We start from the raw sequence: 16,694 nt of genomic DNA, 5'->3' as shown, positions 1-16,694 counted from the left end.
AGTAAAAGACTAATCCTGAGAGCGTAGAAGACCGCTGCTTCCCCTACGTTCGGCTCCAACCTCACTAGAGGTAACGAGTAGCCACTTATTTTGCTGTTGCTGAGGCTGCCAGGGCTGCTTTTGCCTGAGTTTGTAACAGCAACCCATATTCCAAGCCTTCCACGACTGCTAGATAAGAGGCTTCCAAAATATTGCCGGACACGCCAACCGTCGTCCAACGTTGATGACCGTTGCTGGACTCAATGAGCACCCGCGTTTTAGCAGAGGTTCCAGCCGTACCATCCAGAATGCGTACCTTGTAATCAGTCAGGTAAAAGGTGCCAATTTCGGGATAGAAGCTGATTAGGGCTTTTCGCAAAGCCGCATCGAGTGCCGAAACAGGACCATTGCCTTCGGCGGCTTCAAGTATATCTTTACCGTCTACGGCTAGCTTGACAGTTGCCAGAGAGGTGGCGCGATCGCGATCTGTCTCTGATAGCAAGCTGTAATGCACCTGGAAGCCTTTTACCTCAAAGGCGTTTTGGCGTTGTCCCAGCGCTTCGCGCATCAGTAGCTCAAAGCTAGCTTCAGCCGCTTCAAACTGATACCCTTCACTCTCAAGAGCTTTTAAGCGCTGAAGAATTTCACGGCAGGTCGGGTCTTGTTTGTTCAACTCAATGCCAAAGCTACGCGCCTTTGCCAGAATGTTGCTCAAGCCCGCCTGGTCAGAAATCACAATGCGGCGACGGTTGCCTATTTGTTCTGGGCGAATGTGCTCATAGGTGAGGGGGTTTCGCTCCACTGCGCTAACGTGGATACCGCCTTTATGAGCAAAAGCTGACAGCCCGACAAAGGGCGCATGGTCATCAGGGGCAAGATTGACGACCTCGCTTACAAAACGGCTCGTTTCGGTGAGTTGTTCTAACTGATCAGCTGCAATGCAGCTAAATCCGAGCTTCGCTTGCAGATTCGGGATGAGGGAACACAAGTTCGCGTTGCCGCAGCGTTCGCCGTAACCGTTAATTGTGCCCTGCACCATACGAACGCCCTGCATCACGGCTGCCAGCGCGTTCGCTACCGCAGTGTCCGAGTCGTTGTGGGTATGAATGCCAAAGCGGGGGGAGTGGGGAGTGAGGAGTGGGAATTGAGGAGTGGAGAGTTGAGCCTTCTCTACTTTTTCTGCGCTCTCTCCGTCTGCCGTCTGCCGTCTGCCGTCTGCCTCTACTTCCGCTGAAGAATCAAATACCTGGATCACCTCTTGCACAATTTGGGCAATTTCATGAGGCAACGTGCCGCCATTGGTATCGCAGAAGACGAGCCATTCGGCACCAGCGGCGATCGCCACTCTCAAGGTCTCTAGCGCATACGCTGGATTCTGCTTGTAGCCATCAAACCAATGCTCGGCATCATAAATAACGCGACGACCGTTAGCGCGAAGATACTGAATGGTGTCCTGAATCATTGCCAGGTTTTCGTCCAGCGTCGTCTTTAGTCCTTCTGTCACGTGCAAATCCCAAGACTTGCCAAAAATTGTCACCCAGCGTGTACCTGCTGCCAGAATCGGTTGCAGCATTGGATCGTCTGTTGCTGCCATACCAGGACGACGAGTGGAACAAAACGCGACTAGTTCTGCTTGCGTTAACGGCTCTTCCTGTAGCTGCCAAAAAAACTGCACATCCTTGGGATTGGCTCCCGGCCAGCCACCCTCAATAAACGGTACGCCCAGTCGGTCTAGCTGCCGCGCGATGCGTAGTTTGTCTTCCAGAGAAAGCGACAAACCTTCTCGTTGGGAACCATCACGTAGCGTTGTGTCGTAGATCCAGAGAGGGGTGTCTGAGGTCATGGGGAAGCAACTGGAAGATTTGAACCGATAAACATTTATTTTAAGGAAATGTTTGACCGATCGACTGAAATTGCGTTGTGAAATGGTGGAGAGGGAGAAAAGAGAGGAGAAGACCGGAAACGATCGCGGCTTCACCTCAAGAGAGACCCGCCCAAAGCAGAAAGGCATCACAATGAAGGTGACACCTGCACTGGAGAACTGAGAAATGCCAACGATCAAAGCCGAAGGCAAACTGATAACGTGTGCAAGTGGTGCAAACCTACGTCAGGTGTTGCTCGACAATGGGATTGATGTCTACAACGGTGCTGCATCAGTAGTGAACTGTCATGGATTCGGCACGTGTGGTACGTGTGCGGTAGAGGTACATGGCGTCGTTTCAGACCTTGAGTGGGGTGAGAAAACACGCCTGTCGCTGCCGCCCCATACCCTTGAAAAAGGTCGCCGTCTTTCTTGCCAGGTGAAGGTTTTGGGCGATCTGATGGTGACAAAGTATGATGGCTTCTGGGGACAGGACGATCGCGTTGCCTGGACACCTGAGCAATCGATCTAATGCCTTACCGTTGCAGGGCTTGGAGAGGCGATCAGACGAGCGATCGTAGGGTGTACAGAGCAGAAGCAGAACATAGAGCCTTAACGCTGGAGCGAATGTTATGAGTCGGATAGTCGTTGCAGTTTTGATTCTATTTGCAGTGCTGGCAGGGCTGCGCTTCTCCAACTCCTCCTTGTTTCAGCGCAATGCGTCTAATCAACTCAATAGCTCAGCTTCCGATACTCGCAGCACAGGTTTCAGTGCTGATTCCACTGGCACGTCGTCTGGCACTGGCACAGTGTCACAATCAACGCGATACCAAACCCAACCGGGTACTGCTACTGGAACGACTCCTCTGCCGCCCAATCAGCAGCCAGCTATCCCTGCTGGCTGGTAAGCAGGTGAGAGAAGATGGTTGCACGGTCTGATACAGGGTCTGATGTTTTGATTGTGGGCGGAGGCGTGATCGGTCTAGCGATCGCCCTTGAACTACGCTTGCGTGGAGCCACTGTTACTGTACTGACCCGCAATTTTAACGAAGCAGCCAGTCATGCTGCCGCTGGTATGTTAGCGCCTCAGGCAGAAAAGCTTCCCCCTGGTGCCATGTTGGAGCTTTGCCTGCGGAGTCGATCGCTCTACCCAGACTGGACGCAGAAGCTGGAAACACTTACTGGACTACCGACTGGCTATTGGTCGTGTGGCATTCTAGCCCCTGTGTACGAGAGTGAATCAGACGCCAACGTTAGTGCCTCTACAGCAGCAAATCTGTCTGCTATCCAACTCCCGCCCCCTGCTCACTGGCTCGATCGCGTCACGATACACCAGCACCAACCCGGCTTAAGTCAGGAAGTCATTGGTGGTTGGTGGTATCCTGACGATGCTCAGGTTGATAATCGGTTGTTGACAAAAGCACTGCGGGCAGCCGTTTGCGATGCTGGCGTAGCATGGCGAGAATCAACAACTGTCCAAAAAATTCTGCAACGGGGCGATCGCGTGCTTGGTGTGCAAACCGCAAACGGCACCTTTCAAGCCGCGCATTACGTACTGGCAACGGGCGCCTGGTCACAGGACTTGTTGCCTATTCCCGTTCTACCCCGCAAAGGACAAATGCTGTCGGTTCAGGTTCCCACAGGGGCAACTCTTGCCTTGCAAAGTGTTTTGTTTGGCAGCGAGATCTATATCGTGCCGCGTCAAGATGGGCGGATTGTGGTTGGTGCGACTAGCGAAGCAGTGGGCTTTACACCAGAGAACACGCCTGAAGGCGTACAAGCCCTGCTAGAGCGAGCGACGCGGCTTTATCCTGCATTATCAAGCTTGCCGCTGCAAGAGGTTTGGTGGGGGTTTCGACCCGCAACGCCTGATGAGTTGCCACTGCTAGGTGCTAGCCCTTACGGCAATTTGACGCTGGCAACGGGGCACTACCGCAACGGTATTCTGTTAGCGCCAGCAACCGCGCAACTGCTAGTCGATCGCATCTTGCATCAACAATCCGACCCCTTACTAGATGCCTTCCACTGGTCACGGTTCAAAGCCGCGTCGTAATCACGGTCAACGTTCGGGTACAACCGTCATAAAGTAGCGATCGCCAAACAAGCCAGCGATGACACACGATCGCTAGAGTGCGGTAAACCCCACCTGCAAGCTCAAAGACTGCTGGACTAGCTGGTTCAGACAGCGGTTTTCACCCACGATCGCCGCCCCCAACGGTAGTGCTTTTTCACTACGATCGTACTAGTAGAAGTGACGCAAGCTTAACTGCTGTAGCCGGGTATCGTGCTCACGCAGGCTGGCAGCCTGTACTACAAACGGTAAACAGATTGACGCTGCAGCTTACTAGACGCTACCCAGGATTTTGCCAATGCAAGTCGGTCAGTTTTTCTCCTTTCAGCCAGGTCGCGTCGGGCAGTATTTGTCGCCCAGGGTGCTGGTAGTACGATCGCCCTTCCGAGCGGCTTCTGACGTTTGCTACCTCGGTTTTGATCAATTCAAGCAAGCGCAGACGTTTGCCCAAAGCCTTGCTAGAAGAGGCATCAGGTTTCAAATTCGCCGTAGCCAGGTGATGCCGCAACAGTACGAAATCAGACTGCATGGACGCAGTGATCTTGCCCGCACCCTAGCCTATTGGGATCGTCGGGATGCTGAGTTGAATGTGGCACAAGATGGTCAAACTGCCTATCGCAGTGGTGTTTCAACAGGGGTGATCGCAGCCTAAAACTACGCTTGAAACTCTCGTGAAAATTCACTAAAATAGTACATATATACCATTGAGGTTTTGTCTCATGACGAAGCACTACATTCTCAACCTCGACCCAAAAGCAAAGTACGACTGGGAGCGTTGTACGCTGCGTGACCCTATTACGGCAGAGCATCCGGCGCTGGCAGCCTTAGTTGCCCAAGCAGTAGGAGGGGAAGCTGGGTCGTATTTGATTGCAGTCAAGCTTGAAGTCAGCGTGTTGGAGAAAGCTGATGTTGAGCAAGTAAAGCAGGTTGCTGCGGCTATTGAATTGCCCAATCGTGCGCCGCTGCCTCAACTGAAGGAGTTAGTTGCCTAAAGAGTCTTAGTTTAATGACATTGCAGCACTGAGCCGGCAGTCCGCTTACCGATTTAAAGCTGATTGACCAAGCGGTTAGACGCGATCGCTTCATCTCAGCGGCAACGACACTTCACCTATAGCCTCCTAATCGATCGTCTTTTCGTTATGCCTTACTTTTTGAGGATACTTCTATGAAACTTAGTCTTAGCCAATATCCCAGCGCGATCGCTCAGGCGGCTCAGGCAGTGAACGAATTCGAGTACCAGATGGCAGAAGTGCGTCAGCACCTTGCGCGACTGGAAGGCAATGCCGAAATGGTCGTTGCCTTTGAGACGGCACTCAAGAACGATAACCAGCGCAAGGCTCGCCGCTTTGAAGTGCTTCAGGTGAATCAGGAGTATCAGCGTGGGTTGGATGCACTCAACCGCATCTCAACCGAGAAGGCAAATGCTCTGGCACGTCTAGAACATTTGCGGAATGAGTTCAGCGTTGCCAAGCTAGAAACACGGCTCACCATCGCCCAAAAGCTGACAGGTTTAGAATCGCGTGAACTGGTTGGGCTATAGCGGCCGCGCCAGCGTTTGCAAAGCAGCCACCGTCAGGCTCTAAAGTGATACGATCGCGCAAGCTGTAATGTTTGCTGACCTATGCCCATCACTGTGACACCAGAAGAGATTGAGCAATTTCGAGTTGATCTGGCTGATTATCCCGATGCGTTGACGGCTCTAAACGAGATTGAGGACTGTGAAGGCGACCTGGAAGATGCAGCGATCGCGCTGGCAATTCAGGTGGGTCAGGAACCGGATACCAACGATCGCTGGATCGAAGGGTTAGCCAAGCAGTGGCGACACATTCTTTGTCGCGCTGACCTGAAAGAAAGTCTGGAAGACGGGTTAACAGGCAACCTTCTCCTGACCCTGACTGAACACACCATGCTGCCGCTGAAGTTGGCAACGCCTGTCGCCATTTTTGCGATGAAAACCGGTATGCAAGATTTTTGTCGCTCGTTTGAAGCCAAAATTCAGTAAGCGCCTTAGTTAACGGCTTGCTTGCCAAAAACCTGTGCCAAAAAGGCTGTAAGTTCTGCCCAGGCAGCATCCGCTGCTGCTGAGTCATAGCGATAACCATCATCGCGCATAAAGGTGTGCTCGGCTTCGTACAACAGTTTCCTGTACGCTACGCCAGCATGAGTCAGTGCCTGGTCGATCGCTTGCCGACCTTCTTCCGGTACATGGGTATCCAGTGTCCCAAAAACCAGCAGTACATCACCGCTGATCTCATTCAGGCGCTGAAGTGTGTCGGCAATGCCTTGACCTAACTTGCCATTATGGACACCTGTGGGGTAGCAGCAAACCGCTGCTTTGACTTCTGACTGCAAGGCAGCGCGAAGGGCAAGATGACCACCAATGCAAAAGCCCATTGTGCCAATTTTTTCGGGTAGTACAGCGCTGTCTTGCTTGAGCCAGTCGATCGCAGCACGAGCATCGGCATCATAGTCAGCGATCGCAGTGCGCCGTGCTGCATCATTACCTCTCATGCGTCCTAAGTCATCTGGTTCAATGACCGTGCCTACCGGTTCTAGCCGATGAAAAATTTCAGGAGCCGCTACGACATAGCCGTAACCTGCCAGGCGATCGACCAGACGAGCGATCGCGCCCCCTAACTGATAAATATCGCTGTAGAAGAGAATGCCAGGATATTGCCCTGCTAGCTTGGGCGCGGCAATATACATTCGCATCAGGCTATCGTCTACCCGCAGTTCAACGTTGCGTTTGGTAATCTGCACGCGGTAATCTCCTGTTTCAACGGCGCTTAACAGCCATTACTCATGCGCCCTGTGGCAACAACTGCTCTACAATTTGAGCCTAAGGTTTCACTGTAGCAGCAAGATGGGAAAGGCTCTCTGCCTGTTGTTTGGCGGCTTCTGCTTGTTTTGGGGCGATCATTTTCAATCCTGAAAAGCCTAGCGTAATAACCGCAAGTAAGCGTATCAATATCCAACGAATGTTTCTGTTAAAGAGGAACGATCGCGCCGTATTTAAGCAGGACGACGCGATCGCCTGGCGAAGAAACTTAAGCACTAAGGCTTAGTTTTGCTGATGTTCCGAGCTTTGATAGTAGACCTGCGACCCATCATTGGGCACAAAGCGGCAGGTACGATAAGACTTCACAAAGCTGCTCCAGATAGATTCATCTGACTTGCGGTAATAGGAACCAAGAATAGGCTTGATTGCTTTGGTTGCCGCTTTGAGATGGTAATGAGGCATACTCAGAAAAATGTGATGCGCCACATGTGTACCGATATCGTGATGGATAGCGTTGATGAAGCCGTAGTCGCGATCGATAGTCGAAAGCGCGCCCTTCAAGAAAAACCAATCATCACCGCGATACCAGGGAATCTCTTGCTCGGTATGATGCAAGAAGGTGACTAAATCCAGCCAGATCACGAAGACGATGTAAGGCGCGAGATAGTACTGCACCAGAAAGAGCCAGCCATACGCATAGGTTAAGCCACCTAAGAAGGCAAGCATGAGCGTCCATAGTGCCGTACTGGTCAGCACATCCCATTTTTCAGACGGTCGAAAGAGATCGCTGGCAGGATGAAAGTGCGATCCCTGGCGATCAGACGATCGCTTAAACAGATAAATCGGATAAGCAAGTAGCGGTAAATAAAAGCGAAACAGCTTTTCGTACCAGGGCATTTGCTCATATTTCGCTTGCGAGACGGGATACCAGCTTTCGTCGGTGTCAAGGTTGCCTGTGTTACGGTGATGCGTCCGATGACTGATCCGCCAACCGTGGTACGGCACCAAAATGGGCGTGTGCGAGAGGTGCCCAATGAGACTGTTCAGCCACTTTTGGCGTGAAAAAGAGCCGTGACCGCAATCATGCCCGACGACAAACAGTGCCCAAAACATGGTTCCCTGTGCCAGCCAGAAAAAAGGAAAGAACCACCAGGCATTGATAACGTGGGCGATCGCATACAGAGTGGCAATGATCCCCAAATCTAAAAAGAAGTATGAAAGCGACCTCCAAACAGAGGGTTCAAAACAGTAAGCCGGAATACTTGCTCTCAGGTCTTGTAACGTAAATGGCAATGCTTCTGAAGCAGACGACGAATCTACCGATGCAGATTCGTCAAGAGTTATGAAATTATATGGCACGAAATTTTTGCTTTGACCTGATTTGCACAACGGAGCTTATTTTACTGCCATATTGTTTACATTCATCTAGGTGAGATCACGGTGTTGTCGGCAATTTCTGCACAATCCGAGGGAACGGCTCCAAGATTTTACTGAGCTTTTCAGAAGAGAAATTAGTTTTGTATCCCTTTGTAACGATGATCGTCCTAACCTTTTGCTACCTCGATCGCTCGGACATCGATCGTGCGATCAAACAACACTCGTGGTTTCAGCAAAATTTTGAACAGCAGGAGCAACGATTGCCACTCTCCAGGTGTTTTACGTCGCTTCCACTGCCCCGGACGGCAGTACAACATTTCCACTAAACAACGCTGCTGTTGCAAATTCATCGGTTCAAACATGACGCGCACCGTCGGAAACTCATCTTTGACACGGCTGCGAACTGCTACACCTTGCAGCGTCAAGCCTACTTCCATAATTTCTAGCGTTATCGGCAGCGCCTCTCCTGCTCTTAATGTCGGGAAGCCTGCTTGCGTCAGAGCGACTTCGGCTCCACCCTCAGAAATCATTGTGGTAACGCCCCAGAGGGTGAGGGGAGAGGCGAGAGGAGAAAGAGAGAGGGGACGGGGAGACGGGTGAGCAGCAATGGGAGTACTTTTAGTATCGCCGCCATAGGTCGCCCTAGGGTAGGACCCCCAGTTTCCGGCCGCAATGTTGGTTATATCCTTACGTGGCTGCCTTTCTGTCGTTGCATACTCGTCGATCGACGGCAGCAGGCTCATCCGTACAGTCCGGCGCAGGTCAAACCAGTCATTGGGGTCAGGTTTAGGAACATCTAACAAAATCAGCAGTGCAATCCCGATCATCACCAGGTTATAGCCACTCCAGAGCCAACCTAGCCCCAACCCTTTCAGCTCTGGCGCAACGGTGACTGACCAGCCACTTACCAGACACAGACCAAGATTGCGCCATAGGCTAATAGCGGTCATTACAAACAGTACGATGAGGGGCAATGCCAGGTTCCAGTTAAAGGAATAGCGATCGCTCGCAGTGCCCTTTGGTGTCACGTTGAAGCCTTTGGAGAAGGGACTCAGCATAACTTGAATCACTGTCATCGCTAGGGGAAACGTTAAAACCAGTGAATAGATATCTGAGAGCAATGCCGATCGTGAGTGGTGGTTAAGCCACGAAAAAAACGTGAGCTGCACCACATAGTAGGGTAAGAAGAAATAAAGCACCTCCTCCAGCGTTGCCCGCAATGGAATCACGCCCAGAAATGAAAATGCTAGCGGCACCATTAGGTAGCCCACGCGCGAAATGCTGGTAAACCAACTCAACAAACCTTCCAGATGCGCCAGACGTTGCAGCGGTTTGAGTCCGGGAATGGTCAGGGGATTGGCTTCAATAAAAAATGCCTGGAGTGTACCGCGTGCCCAGCGGAGTCTTTGCGCCGCGTGAGCCGCCATATTGTCTGCTGCCAAGCCTGCACTCAGTTTTTCATCCAGGTAGAGTAATTGGTAGCCTCGCGCTGCCAGCCGAATGCCTGTGAAATAATCTTCACTTAATGAGTCTGTGACAAAGCCTCCAACTTCTTGAAGGGCGCTGCGCCGCACTACAAACGATGTGCCTGCACAAATCACGCCCCCAGCCCCATCTCGAATTGGCTGAATTTGTCGATAAAAGACTTCTTCTTCTGGTATCAGAATGTCTTCTAACCCAAGATTATGGGCGATCGGGTCAGGATTATAGAAACTCTGCGGCGTTTGCACTAGGGCAACTTGTTCGTCCTGAAAAAAACCAACTGTGCGCGTAAGAAAGTTACGAGTAGGTACAAAGTCAGCATCAAACACGGCAATGAGGTCACCCTGAGTCCGAGGCAGTCCTTCTGGTGTGCTTGACAATGCGTAGTTTAAATTCCCTGCTTTAGCATGGTGGTTGTTTGGTCGCGCAATGTACTTACAGCCGATTGCTGCTGCCAGCGCCTGCATTTCGGGTCGCCGCGTGTCGTCTAGCAAATAAATCCGCTTATGAGGATAGTCCATCGCCTGACAACCCATGATTGTGCGCCGCACGATGAACACTGGCTCGTTATAGGTCGGTATTAAAATCGCTACCGTCGGGGTGAACCGTCCTTCTAAAACAGCAACAGCGTGACGATCGGCTTCGCGTCGGCGATCTTTAATCCGCAGCATCAAAAAAAGTTGAATGATGCCACCAACTAACATAAGCATCTCTAACAGAAACAAGCCTAGACTAAACACGCCATTGAGCGGATCAGCAAGGTTGAGGGTTGATAGCGATCGCCATGCAATGTACCGAAACGTCAACGTCAATAAAATGCCGACTACGATCGTCCGCGACCAACGGCGGGGTTCTGGAGACACCCGCATGATCACTAAAGCGACTAGCAAGAGGATGACTGTTGGTGCCAGTAGGTAATGCATTGCCAGCATCGGCACACCCACCCACAACGGTGGGGACTCTTGCAGCCAGTTCAGTCGAGCAAAGATACGATCGATGCTACCTTCTCTGGCAAACCAGGCAGCGCAAACTCCCGCTGCTAACATGACCGTACCAAAAAGCACCAACGTTGCTGTACGAGGACGAAATTGCCGCTTAAAGCCTTTTAGAGCTTGATGCTTAACTTGAGAAATCGCCATCGGTTACTCCTCCACCAAACTCAATTGGGTAATGTTTCAACGCAATGTAGAAGCAAAACGATTGGCTTTTTGTCATCTAGGCACGGTTGCTAGTATGGCAACAGCACAGATTAGACAGAGCGATCGTCTAGTAGCACCCACGCGCCGAAACGTTTCTTAATGTAGTTAATAAAGATACGATTGTGAATCCTATTCAGATGTTTAAAGTGGGCAGTTTGCGAGATTAACTACTCTAAATAGCTGCAATGGCAATAGCCGTGGGGCAAACTGTTTTTAACGCACAACAAAAAGACTACTAAACGCACTGAGGTTTAGTAGTCTCTTGCTTAACAGCAATCTGCTATGGGCGAGGATTACTCGCTAGCTACGATCTTTAAACGATGTTCTATTTGCCATCGTGATCTGCGTCACCAGGAATTGCCCGTTCTGCTCGATCCCATGCATCACGAGTAGCATGCTTTGCCTTTTCCCATGCCAAGCCTTTACCACCATGACGTTCTTCGTAACTTTGGCGCAGAGTAGGTTCAGCTTGATCGTATGTCAAGCCGCGATCGGAATGGCTTGAATAACCTTCATAACCAGTGCGATAAGCAGGTTCGTAGTCGGTATAGTCGTGGTCTGGCTCAACGTAAGGGCGAGACGCATAGTGCTCACGCCAATAAGCATCTTCGACTGTAGGGTTGACCCGTTCAGCTACACCTTTACCTGCTAACCCACCGCTGACTGCGCCAACGACTGCACCGACCACAGCACCAACTGGTCCACCGACTGCGCCACCAATTGCCGCCCCAGCAGCACCTGCTCCAGCCGCGCCAACACCAGTGCCAACTGGATGAGCACCTGTCTGACCTGTCAGCGGATCAAGATTGGCATCAGGCTCATTAGTTTTTCTAAGGTTGTCGTTATTCATCACACGTGACCTCTCAGCTAGTTTGGCGGCAAGACTTGTTAGCTTACCGATACTCAAACATTAATGGTGAAAGGCTAGAAGGATGTGTACCAAGAGTAAGAACCTTACCTCAACACAAAGGAACAGATTAGCGGTTAGACGTTAACTCTTTAGATCCCTAGCTGCCGAAAGCTAGGGATCGCCTCCTTAGGGACTCGTCCTGGGTGCAGGGGTACCAGGAATGCTGTTACCAGAAGGTTGTCCAGATTGTCCAGACGCAGGCGGGAACTGATACTGCCCTGGATCAAGCGTTTGATTTGGAGTGGGTGTACCAAAGATGCTAAACGGATCAGGTGTCGGCGTAACAGTATTGGGGGTAGCAGTTGGAGCAGGCGTTGAGCCAGGAGGCTGATTAGCTTCAGCTGGCTGGGTTGCTAGTGCGACCCGATCGCCCCCAACCTGTCGCATCACATCCAAAATTTGCACCACATCGTTATAAAACGCTGTCTGGGACGCATTGAGTACCAACAGTCCAGCTGGGTTTTTCTGGCGATAATCCTGTAGCTGCTGATAAAGCTGTGTGCGATCGATCAATTGCTTATCAATAAACGTTTGCCCTGCCGCATTTACTGTTACCACTAACATCTGCCGCATCTGTGGCGTGCCCGTTGTAGCAGTGGGTAGATCGATGTTGATGCCTTGCTGACGAGTGAGCTGGAGCGCCGCCAAAATAAAAAACGTCAGGATGCAGAAGATGACGTCAATCAACGGAATAATTTGAATCTGGACTTCCTCTGCTGGCGTATCAAGGTTAATTTTCATGTTTAGTCCTTAGAGAAATCACATTCCCAATCCACATGTAAACACGCTGTTCTACGGGTGCTTACTCCTCTGATCAATCCAGTACTGGCGGTAAAGCAGTTCTAAATCATTCCCAGCTTTGCGAAAGATCTTCACCTGGTTAAACAAGAGACCTTGAAACAGTCGGTAAAAGATCAGACTCAAAATCGCGACAATTAGTCCGGCGGCTGTACTAATGAGAGCTTCGCCAATCCCTGCTGTCACACCTGCCGTTGAAGCAGTGCCGATATCACCAAGACGGATTGACCCTAACGAAATAATCAGCCCAATCACCGTGCCCAGTAGCCCCAATAAAGGAGACAGTGCAATCACTGCTTCCAGCACCTTGTCGCCCCGACGCATTGACGACAGTTCCTCGTCTGCTGTCGTCTCTAATGCCAGTCGAAACATCTCTGGATCGGCATTTTCAAGTTGTAGTGGATTGTAGAGAAACCGCCCGATCGGTTGCTCATGTGCCTGTTGTGCAATCTCCTTAGCAGCACCCCAGTCCCGCCGCGCTGCATCCAGCACACGATTGACAATTTCACGCTCCTTGAGCAGCACACTTGTCCAGAACCAGACCCGCTCAATAATGACGCTTAGTGCCAGAATCGAGAGAAAGAGTAAGGGCAGCATCGTCGCGCCACCCTTTTGAAAAATTTCTACAACACTCACAGCTTGTTCTACCCTCCAATAGGTTCTCTACCTCAGCACTTCGCTTTACCTTGTTAGTAAAGCGCCTTATTAGCAAATCTGAGGCTACTCAATTCTAAGGATTTAGTACCTCATTCAAGCAGACTGATAAAACTTCAGTCAAAACTAGACAGAATGTTTTGGGTGCAACGTGGGTATATGAGGCGGGGGATTAACCGATAAGCGGCGGCGGCTAAGCAAAGTATTAGCAAGCAAGTAATAACTGCTATAGAGCAGTTATTACTTGCTTTACTTACGTTTCTTAAGTCCTGAACCACATGCTCTTGCTTAAGTAAGCCGCGCTGTGCTCTACCACTATCCAATGGTAGATTCTGGACCCTCTCACTGCCGTTATCGTTATACCGTACTGACGCTCTCCATAGCATAGGGAGGTTATCCACACCGGAACTCTTTTAAGCGATCTGTCAAGATTTAAATGTAATTAGAGGAGACACGTTGATGAAAGATTCGATTACAGGTTGGTATCGCAACGTTATTCGCAACCCTAAATATCGTTGGTGGATCATCGCCGGTTCGTTGATTTACCTCATTAGCCCGATTGATATTTCGCCAGATTTTATTCCGATTGTGGGCTGGATTGACGACGGTTTGATTGCTACCCTCCTGGTTGCAGAGCTGTCAACTTGGGCGCTTGAGCGGCTAAAAGTAAAAGGGCGCAAAGCTGAGGACGCTGTACAAACAGCGGATGCGGCTGTGCCAGGGTATAAATCAGAGACAAAAACGGTCGACGTCAATGCTGTATCAGCTGAGTAGAATAGACGCTTTTCGGCTGAGTTTAGTCATGTTTTTGCAGAAACTTAAAAAGCAGAGGTGCAACTGTTCGTGCTGCCTCTGCTTTTTTGTTGCGATACCCTTATAGCCTGCTTTTTGGCTTAGGGCTATTTGAGTTGCTTTCTAGTTTGAGGAATCCCTGGACTGGGTTTAGGAGTTACCGTTTAGCTGTTAGTTGCTACTGAACGTTTGCTACGGGTTCCTTTGCCAAAAATTTCTCCAGTTCTGTTAACGCTTCGGCATCGACTTTAGTCTGCATTGGGCAGAACTTTGGACCGCACATGGAGCAGAACTCCGCAGTTTTGTAGATGTCTGCTGGCAGCGTTTCGTCATGGTACTCCTTAGCACGCTCAGGGTCGAGCGATAGCTCAAACTGGCGATTCCAGTCAAAGTTATAGCGGGCCTTAGACAGTTCATCATCCCGATCGCGTGCCCCTGGTCGATGCCGTGCAATGTCGGCAGCATGAGCCGCAATCTTGTAGGCAATCAAGCCATTCCGCACATCTTCGGCATTGGGCAACCCAAGATGCTCTTTAGGGGTGACATAGCACAGCATAGCTGTACCATACCAGCCTGCCATCGCTGCACCGATCGCCGATGTAATGTGGTCATAACCTGGTGCAATGTCCGTCACTAGTGGACCCAGGACATAGAAGGGCGCTTCTGAGCATTCCTCCATTTGTTTCCGCACGTTGAATTCAATTTGATCCATCGGTACGTGCCCAGGACCCTCCACCATCACCTGTACGTCATGCTCCCAGGCTTTACGGGTTAGTTGCCCTAGCGTTTTAAGTTCGGCTAATTGCGCGGCATCCGAGGCATCATGGGCGCAACCAGGTCGCAGCGAATCACCCAAGCTAAACGAGACGTCGTACCGCTTAAAAATCTCGATAATGTCTTGAAAGTGGGTGTAGAGCGGGTTTTGCTGATGATGATGCAACATCCAGCGTGCAATAATGCCACCACCACGCGACACAATGCCAGTCAGTCGATCGCGCACCAGTGGTAAATGCTCGATTAAGATCCCCGCATGGATCGTCATGTAATCGACGCCTTGCTGTGCGTGCTTCTCAATAATGTGCAGAAAGTCGTCAGGGGTGAGTTTTTCGATCGTCCCATGTACACTTTCTAGAGCCTGGTAGATTGGCACAGTGCCGATTGGAATCGTTGATGCCTCAATGATTGCAGTACGGATCTTGTCTAGATCCCCACCGCCTGTAGATAAATCCATCAACGTATCAGCGCCATACTTCACTGCTAAGTGCAGTTTATCGACCTCTTCCTGTAAGTTGGAGGAGTTCGGTGACGCACCAATGTTTGCGTTGACCTTGCACTTAGAGGCAATACCGATCGCCATTGGCTCTAGATTTGGATGGTTAATGTTGGCAGGGATGATCATGCGACCCCGTGCCACTTCTGCTTGAATAAGGGCTACTGGAAGCTTTTCCCGCTGCGCTACATACTGCATTTCCTCTGTAACCAACCCTTGACGAGCGTAGTGCATTTGGGACACATTGCTTTGTCCGCGTCGTTTAGCGATCCACTCTGTCCGCATATTCGATTCCTCAGATAAACAGCTTCCCTCCGCTGGTATTACCCAGTCTCAGGTTCTAAGGGACTATCTCAGCCTGTATTCACAGGCACCCCTAGCTTGGCTGCAATTCTATCACTCTGAACGAACAAGGGTTGGTTTGTAGCGAAAAAGTCAGTGAAGTTTTGCTGCTATTTAGGCTTTGGTTGTAACACGCCTTTTCAGAAGCAGGCAGTTGCTAGTGACCTTAACATTTACTGGGGTATCCATTCTGCTTACGCTCTCAACGCTTGGTTGTGGATAGATCCCAAGCTTTTGTTTCAGCAGCAACCAGAAGAACGGTAGATCTTCAATCAAGTAGCGCTTCCAGAGTCGCTGCGGGTCGCAATAGATCCTAAACAACCACTCTATGCCCATCTGGCTCATCCACTTAGGGGCACGCTTGGTGACACCTGCTTCAAAGTCGATCGTGGCACCAACTGCTAGGAAGATCTTGACATGATGAAGTTTGTGCTTGTACTTGTAAATCCATTTCTCTTGCTTCGGCGCGCCAACACCTACTGCAAGCACGGTTGCTCCAGACTGGTTAATCATCTCAACGATTTCCAGGCACTCCTGTTCGTCCTTCTCGAACCCAAAGGAGGGAGAATGTGTACCAATCACAATGTCTCGATTGATTTTGCTGTTAATTTTACTTCCAGCTTTTGCGGCAACTCCCTCAGCGCCGCCGAGCAAGAAGACAGTAATGGCATCATTATCTTTATGGAAGTCACAGAACCTGGGGAAAAAGTCAGAGCCAGATACTTTCTCCTTAAACGGAGTGCCCAAAAAGCGCGAAGCGTACATCAAAACCTGACTATCGCAAACCTTGTAGTCAGCGAGTGCGTAGATTTTAAGAAAGTCTGAGTCTGTCTGTAGCTTCATTAAATGGTCAACGTTAGGGGTGAGAACCACACCGCTATGAAGTTGCTCCAGAAGCTCAAGCATCGATAAGTTGTCGATGGCAAGGTTAAGGATATTAATTTTGCTGCGCTGGCTGGCTGGCTGTAGGCAGTTGCTTTTATTGAGCTGTATTTGCTCAGCCAGCGTGTCTTCCGGCGCTTGTATGTTAATTGCCCGATCCTCTATCAGAGTTTGTCCAAGACGCTGCCATCCAACTGCTCTAGATTGCTGACGTTGCTTCTGCAGTGCTCGATCAAGTTGACCTCGATTCGTCAAGCGCTTTTTCAGAAGAATAGATCCTAAAGATTTTTCAGTCATT

The 16,694-nt window shown here is 50.5% G+C and carries 18 protein-coding genes and 1 riboswitch; of the genes, 8 read left to right on the top strand and 10 right to left on the bottom strand.

Annotated elements, in window-relative coordinates; genetic code table 11:
• Positions 1-85: 85 nt before the first annotated feature.
• Positions 86-1,822 (bottom strand): citramalate synthase, encoded by a 1,737-nt coding sequence (cimA, locus tag H6F86_RS22180; protein WP_190451679.1) that lies wholly within the window; start codon positions 1,820-1,822, stop codon positions 86-88.
• 205 nt (positions 1,823-2,027) lie between these two features.
• On the opposite strand from cimA, the gene H6F86_RS22175 reads away from it, so the two are divergent.
• The 7 genes from H6F86_RS22175 to H6F86_RS22145 all read left to right on the top strand — a co-directional run bounded on the left by H6F86_RS22175 (position 2,028) and on the right by H6F86_RS22145 (position 5,913).
• Entirely contained in the window at positions 2,028-2,372 is a 345-nt protein-coding gene (locus H6F86_RS22175; protein ID WP_190451315.1) for a 2Fe-2S iron-sulfur cluster binding domain-containing protein, read from the top strand.
• Positions 2,373-2,472: 100 nt separating this feature from the next.
• Positions 2,473-2,748, top strand: a complete 276-nt coding sequence (locus H6F86_RS22170) for a hypothetical protein (protein ID WP_190451313.1) — start codon at positions 2,473-2,475, stop codon at positions 2,746-2,748.
• Positions 2,749-2,762: 14 nt separating this feature from the next.
• On the top strand, positions 2,763-3,893 hold the full coding sequence (gene thiO, locus H6F86_RS22165; protein ID WP_190451311.1) for a glycine oxidase ThiO: 1,131 nt from the start codon (positions 2,763-2,765) through the stop codon (positions 3,891-3,893).
• Between the two features lie 316 nt (positions 3,894-4,209).
• Complete coding sequence (locus H6F86_RS22160; protein ID WP_190451308.1) at positions 4,210-4,563, top strand: hypothetical protein; 354 nt, start codon at positions 4,210-4,212, stop codon at positions 4,561-4,563.
• A 67-nt stretch (positions 4,564-4,630) separates the two neighbouring features.
• On the top strand, positions 4,631-4,903 hold the full coding sequence (locus tag H6F86_RS22155) for a hypothetical protein (protein WP_190451307.1): 273 nt from the start codon (positions 4,631-4,633) through the stop codon (positions 4,901-4,903).
• Positions 4,904-5,076: 173 nt separating this feature from the next.
• Positions 5,077-5,451 (top strand): hypothetical protein, encoded by a 375-nt coding sequence (locus H6F86_RS22150; RefSeq protein WP_190451305.1) that lies wholly within the window; start codon positions 5,077-5,079, stop codon positions 5,449-5,451.
• A gap of 81 nt (positions 5,452-5,532) precedes the next feature.
• On the top strand, positions 5,533-5,913 hold the full coding sequence (locus tag H6F86_RS22145; protein ID WP_190451303.1) for a hypothetical protein: 381 nt from the start codon (positions 5,533-5,535) through the stop codon (positions 5,911-5,913).
• Positions 5,914-5,918: 5 nt separating this feature from the next.
• Here the strand turns inward: H6F86_RS22145 and H6F86_RS22140 are convergent, their stop codons facing one another.
• From H6F86_RS22140 to H6F86_RS22110, 7 genes are all read right to left on the bottom strand, one after another.
• Positions 5,919-6,704, bottom strand: coding sequence for a dienelactone hydrolase family protein (locus H6F86_RS22140; protein ID WP_190451677.1), 786 nt, complete (start codon positions 6,702-6,704; stop codon positions 5,919-5,921).
• A 46-nt stretch (positions 6,705-6,750) separates the two neighbouring features.
• The gene (locus H6F86_RS22135) at positions 6,751-6,966 is read right to left on the bottom strand and encodes a hypothetical protein (RefSeq protein WP_190451301.1); all 216 of its coding nucleotides are present in this window, start codon (positions 6,964-6,966) and stop codon (positions 6,751-6,753) included.
• A gap of 6 nt (positions 6,967-6,972) precedes the next feature.
• Positions 6,973-8,049 (bottom strand): fatty acid desaturase, encoded by a 1,077-nt coding sequence (locus H6F86_RS22130; protein WP_190451299.1) that lies wholly within the window; start codon positions 8,047-8,049, stop codon positions 6,973-6,975.
• Between the two features lie 185 nt (positions 8,050-8,234).
• Positions 8,235-10,688 carry a glycosyltransferase gene (locus H6F86_RS22125; protein WP_199305416.1) on the bottom strand — a complete coding sequence of 818 codons (2,454 nt, stop codon included), beginning with the start codon at positions 10,686-10,688 and terminating at the stop codon, positions 8,235-8,237.
• A gap of 385 nt (positions 10,689-11,073) precedes the next feature.
• Positions 11,074-11,598 carry a hypothetical protein gene (locus H6F86_RS22120; RefSeq protein WP_190451297.1) on the bottom strand — a complete coding sequence of 175 codons (525 nt, stop codon included), beginning with the start codon at positions 11,596-11,598 and terminating at the stop codon, positions 11,074-11,076.
• 186 nt (positions 11,599-11,784) lie between these two features.
• Complete coding sequence (locus tag H6F86_RS22115; protein WP_190451295.1) at positions 11,785-12,399, bottom strand: biopolymer transporter ExbD; 615 nt, start codon at positions 12,397-12,399, stop codon at positions 11,785-11,787.
• Between the two features lie 51 nt (positions 12,400-12,450).
• Positions 12,451-13,092, bottom strand: a complete 642-nt coding sequence (locus H6F86_RS22110; RefSeq protein ID WP_190451293.1) for a MotA/TolQ/ExbB proton channel family protein — start codon at positions 13,090-13,092, stop codon at positions 12,451-12,453.
• 477 nt (positions 13,093-13,569) lie between these two features.
• Here H6F86_RS22110 and H6F86_RS22105 point away from each other — a divergent pair, with 477 nt between their 5' ends.
• On the top strand, positions 13,570-13,884 hold the full coding sequence (locus tag H6F86_RS22105; protein ID WP_190451291.1) for a YkvA family protein: 315 nt from the start codon (positions 13,570-13,572) through the stop codon (positions 13,882-13,884).
• A gap of 196 nt (positions 13,885-14,080) precedes the next feature.
• On the opposite strand, the gene thiC is transcribed toward H6F86_RS22105, so the two are convergent.
• Positions 14,081-15,457 carry a phosphomethylpyrimidine synthase gene (gene thiC / locus H6F86_RS22100; protein WP_190451288.1) on the bottom strand — a complete coding sequence of 459 codons (1,377 nt, stop codon included), beginning with the start codon at positions 15,455-15,457 and terminating at the stop codon, positions 14,081-14,083.
• Positions 15,458-15,464: 7 nt separating this feature from the next.
• Positions 15,465-15,560: riboswitch (TPP riboswitch) on the bottom strand.
• 68 nt (positions 15,561-15,628) lie between these two features.
• Positions 15,629-16,693, bottom strand: a complete 1,065-nt coding sequence (locus H6F86_RS22095) for a WecB/TagA/CpsF family glycosyltransferase (RefSeq protein ID WP_347240890.1) — start codon at positions 16,691-16,693, stop codon at positions 15,629-15,631.
• Between the last annotated feature and the right edge of the window lies 1 nt (position 16,694).

This window comes from Phormidium sp. FACHB-592, from assembly GCF_014695795.1.
In the GTDB taxonomy this organism is placed as follows: domain Bacteria; phylum Cyanobacteriota; class Cyanobacteriia; order Leptolyngbyales; family Leptolyngbyaceae; genus Stenomitos.
Note: the sequence above shows the minus strand (reverse complement) of the source record. Positions and strands in the feature narration are given on the sequence as shown.

Bases quoted from the DNA above. Each gene is read 5' to 3' on its own strand.
- cimA (WP_190451679.1), bottom strand. From the start codon at position 1,822: ATGACCTCAGACACCCCTCTCTGGATCTACGACACAACGCTACGTGAT.
- H6F86_RS22175 (WP_190451315.1), top strand. From the start codon at position 2,028: ATGCCAACGATCAAAGCCGAAGGCAAACTGATAACGTGTGCAAGTGGT.
- H6F86_RS22170 (WP_190451313.1), top strand. From the start codon at position 2,473: ATGAGTCGGATAGTCGTTGCAGTTTTGATTCTATTTGCAGTGCTGGCA.
- thiO (WP_190451311.1), top strand. From the start codon at position 2,763: ATGGTTGCACGGTCTGATACAGGGTCTGATGTTTTGATTGTGGGCGGA.
- H6F86_RS22160 (WP_190451308.1), top strand. From the start codon at position 4,210: ATGCAAGTCGGTCAGTTTTTCTCCTTTCAGCCAGGTCGCGTCGGGCAG.
- H6F86_RS22155 (WP_190451307.1), top strand. From the start codon at position 4,631: ATGACGAAGCACTACATTCTCAACCTCGACCCAAAAGCAAAGTACGAC.
- H6F86_RS22150 (WP_190451305.1), top strand. From the start codon at position 5,077: ATGAAACTTAGTCTTAGCCAATATCCCAGCGCGATCGCTCAGGCGGCT.
- H6F86_RS22145 (WP_190451303.1), top strand. From the start codon at position 5,533: ATGCCCATCACTGTGACACCAGAAGAGATTGAGCAATTTCGAGTTGAT.
- H6F86_RS22125 (WP_199305416.1), bottom strand. From the start codon at position 10,688: ATGGCGATTTCTCAAGTTAAGCATCAAGCTCTAAAAGGCTTTAAGCGG.
- H6F86_RS22120 (WP_190451297.1), bottom strand. From the start codon at position 11,598: ATGAATAACGACAACCTTAGAAAAACTAATGAGCCTGATGCCAATCTT.
- H6F86_RS22115 (WP_190451295.1), bottom strand. From the start codon at position 12,399: ATGAAAATTAACCTTGATACGCCAGCAGAGGAAGTCCAGATTCAAATT.
- H6F86_RS22105 (WP_190451291.1), top strand. From the start codon at position 13,570: ATGAAAGATTCGATTACAGGTTGGTATCGCAACGTTATTCGCAACCCT.
- thiC (WP_190451288.1), bottom strand. From the start codon at position 15,457: ATGCGGACAGAGTGGATCGCTAAACGACGCGGACAAAGCAATGTGTCC.
- H6F86_RS22095 (WP_347240890.1), bottom strand. From the start codon at position 16,693: ATGACTGAAAAATCTTTAGGATCTATTCTTCTGAAAAAGCGCTTGACG.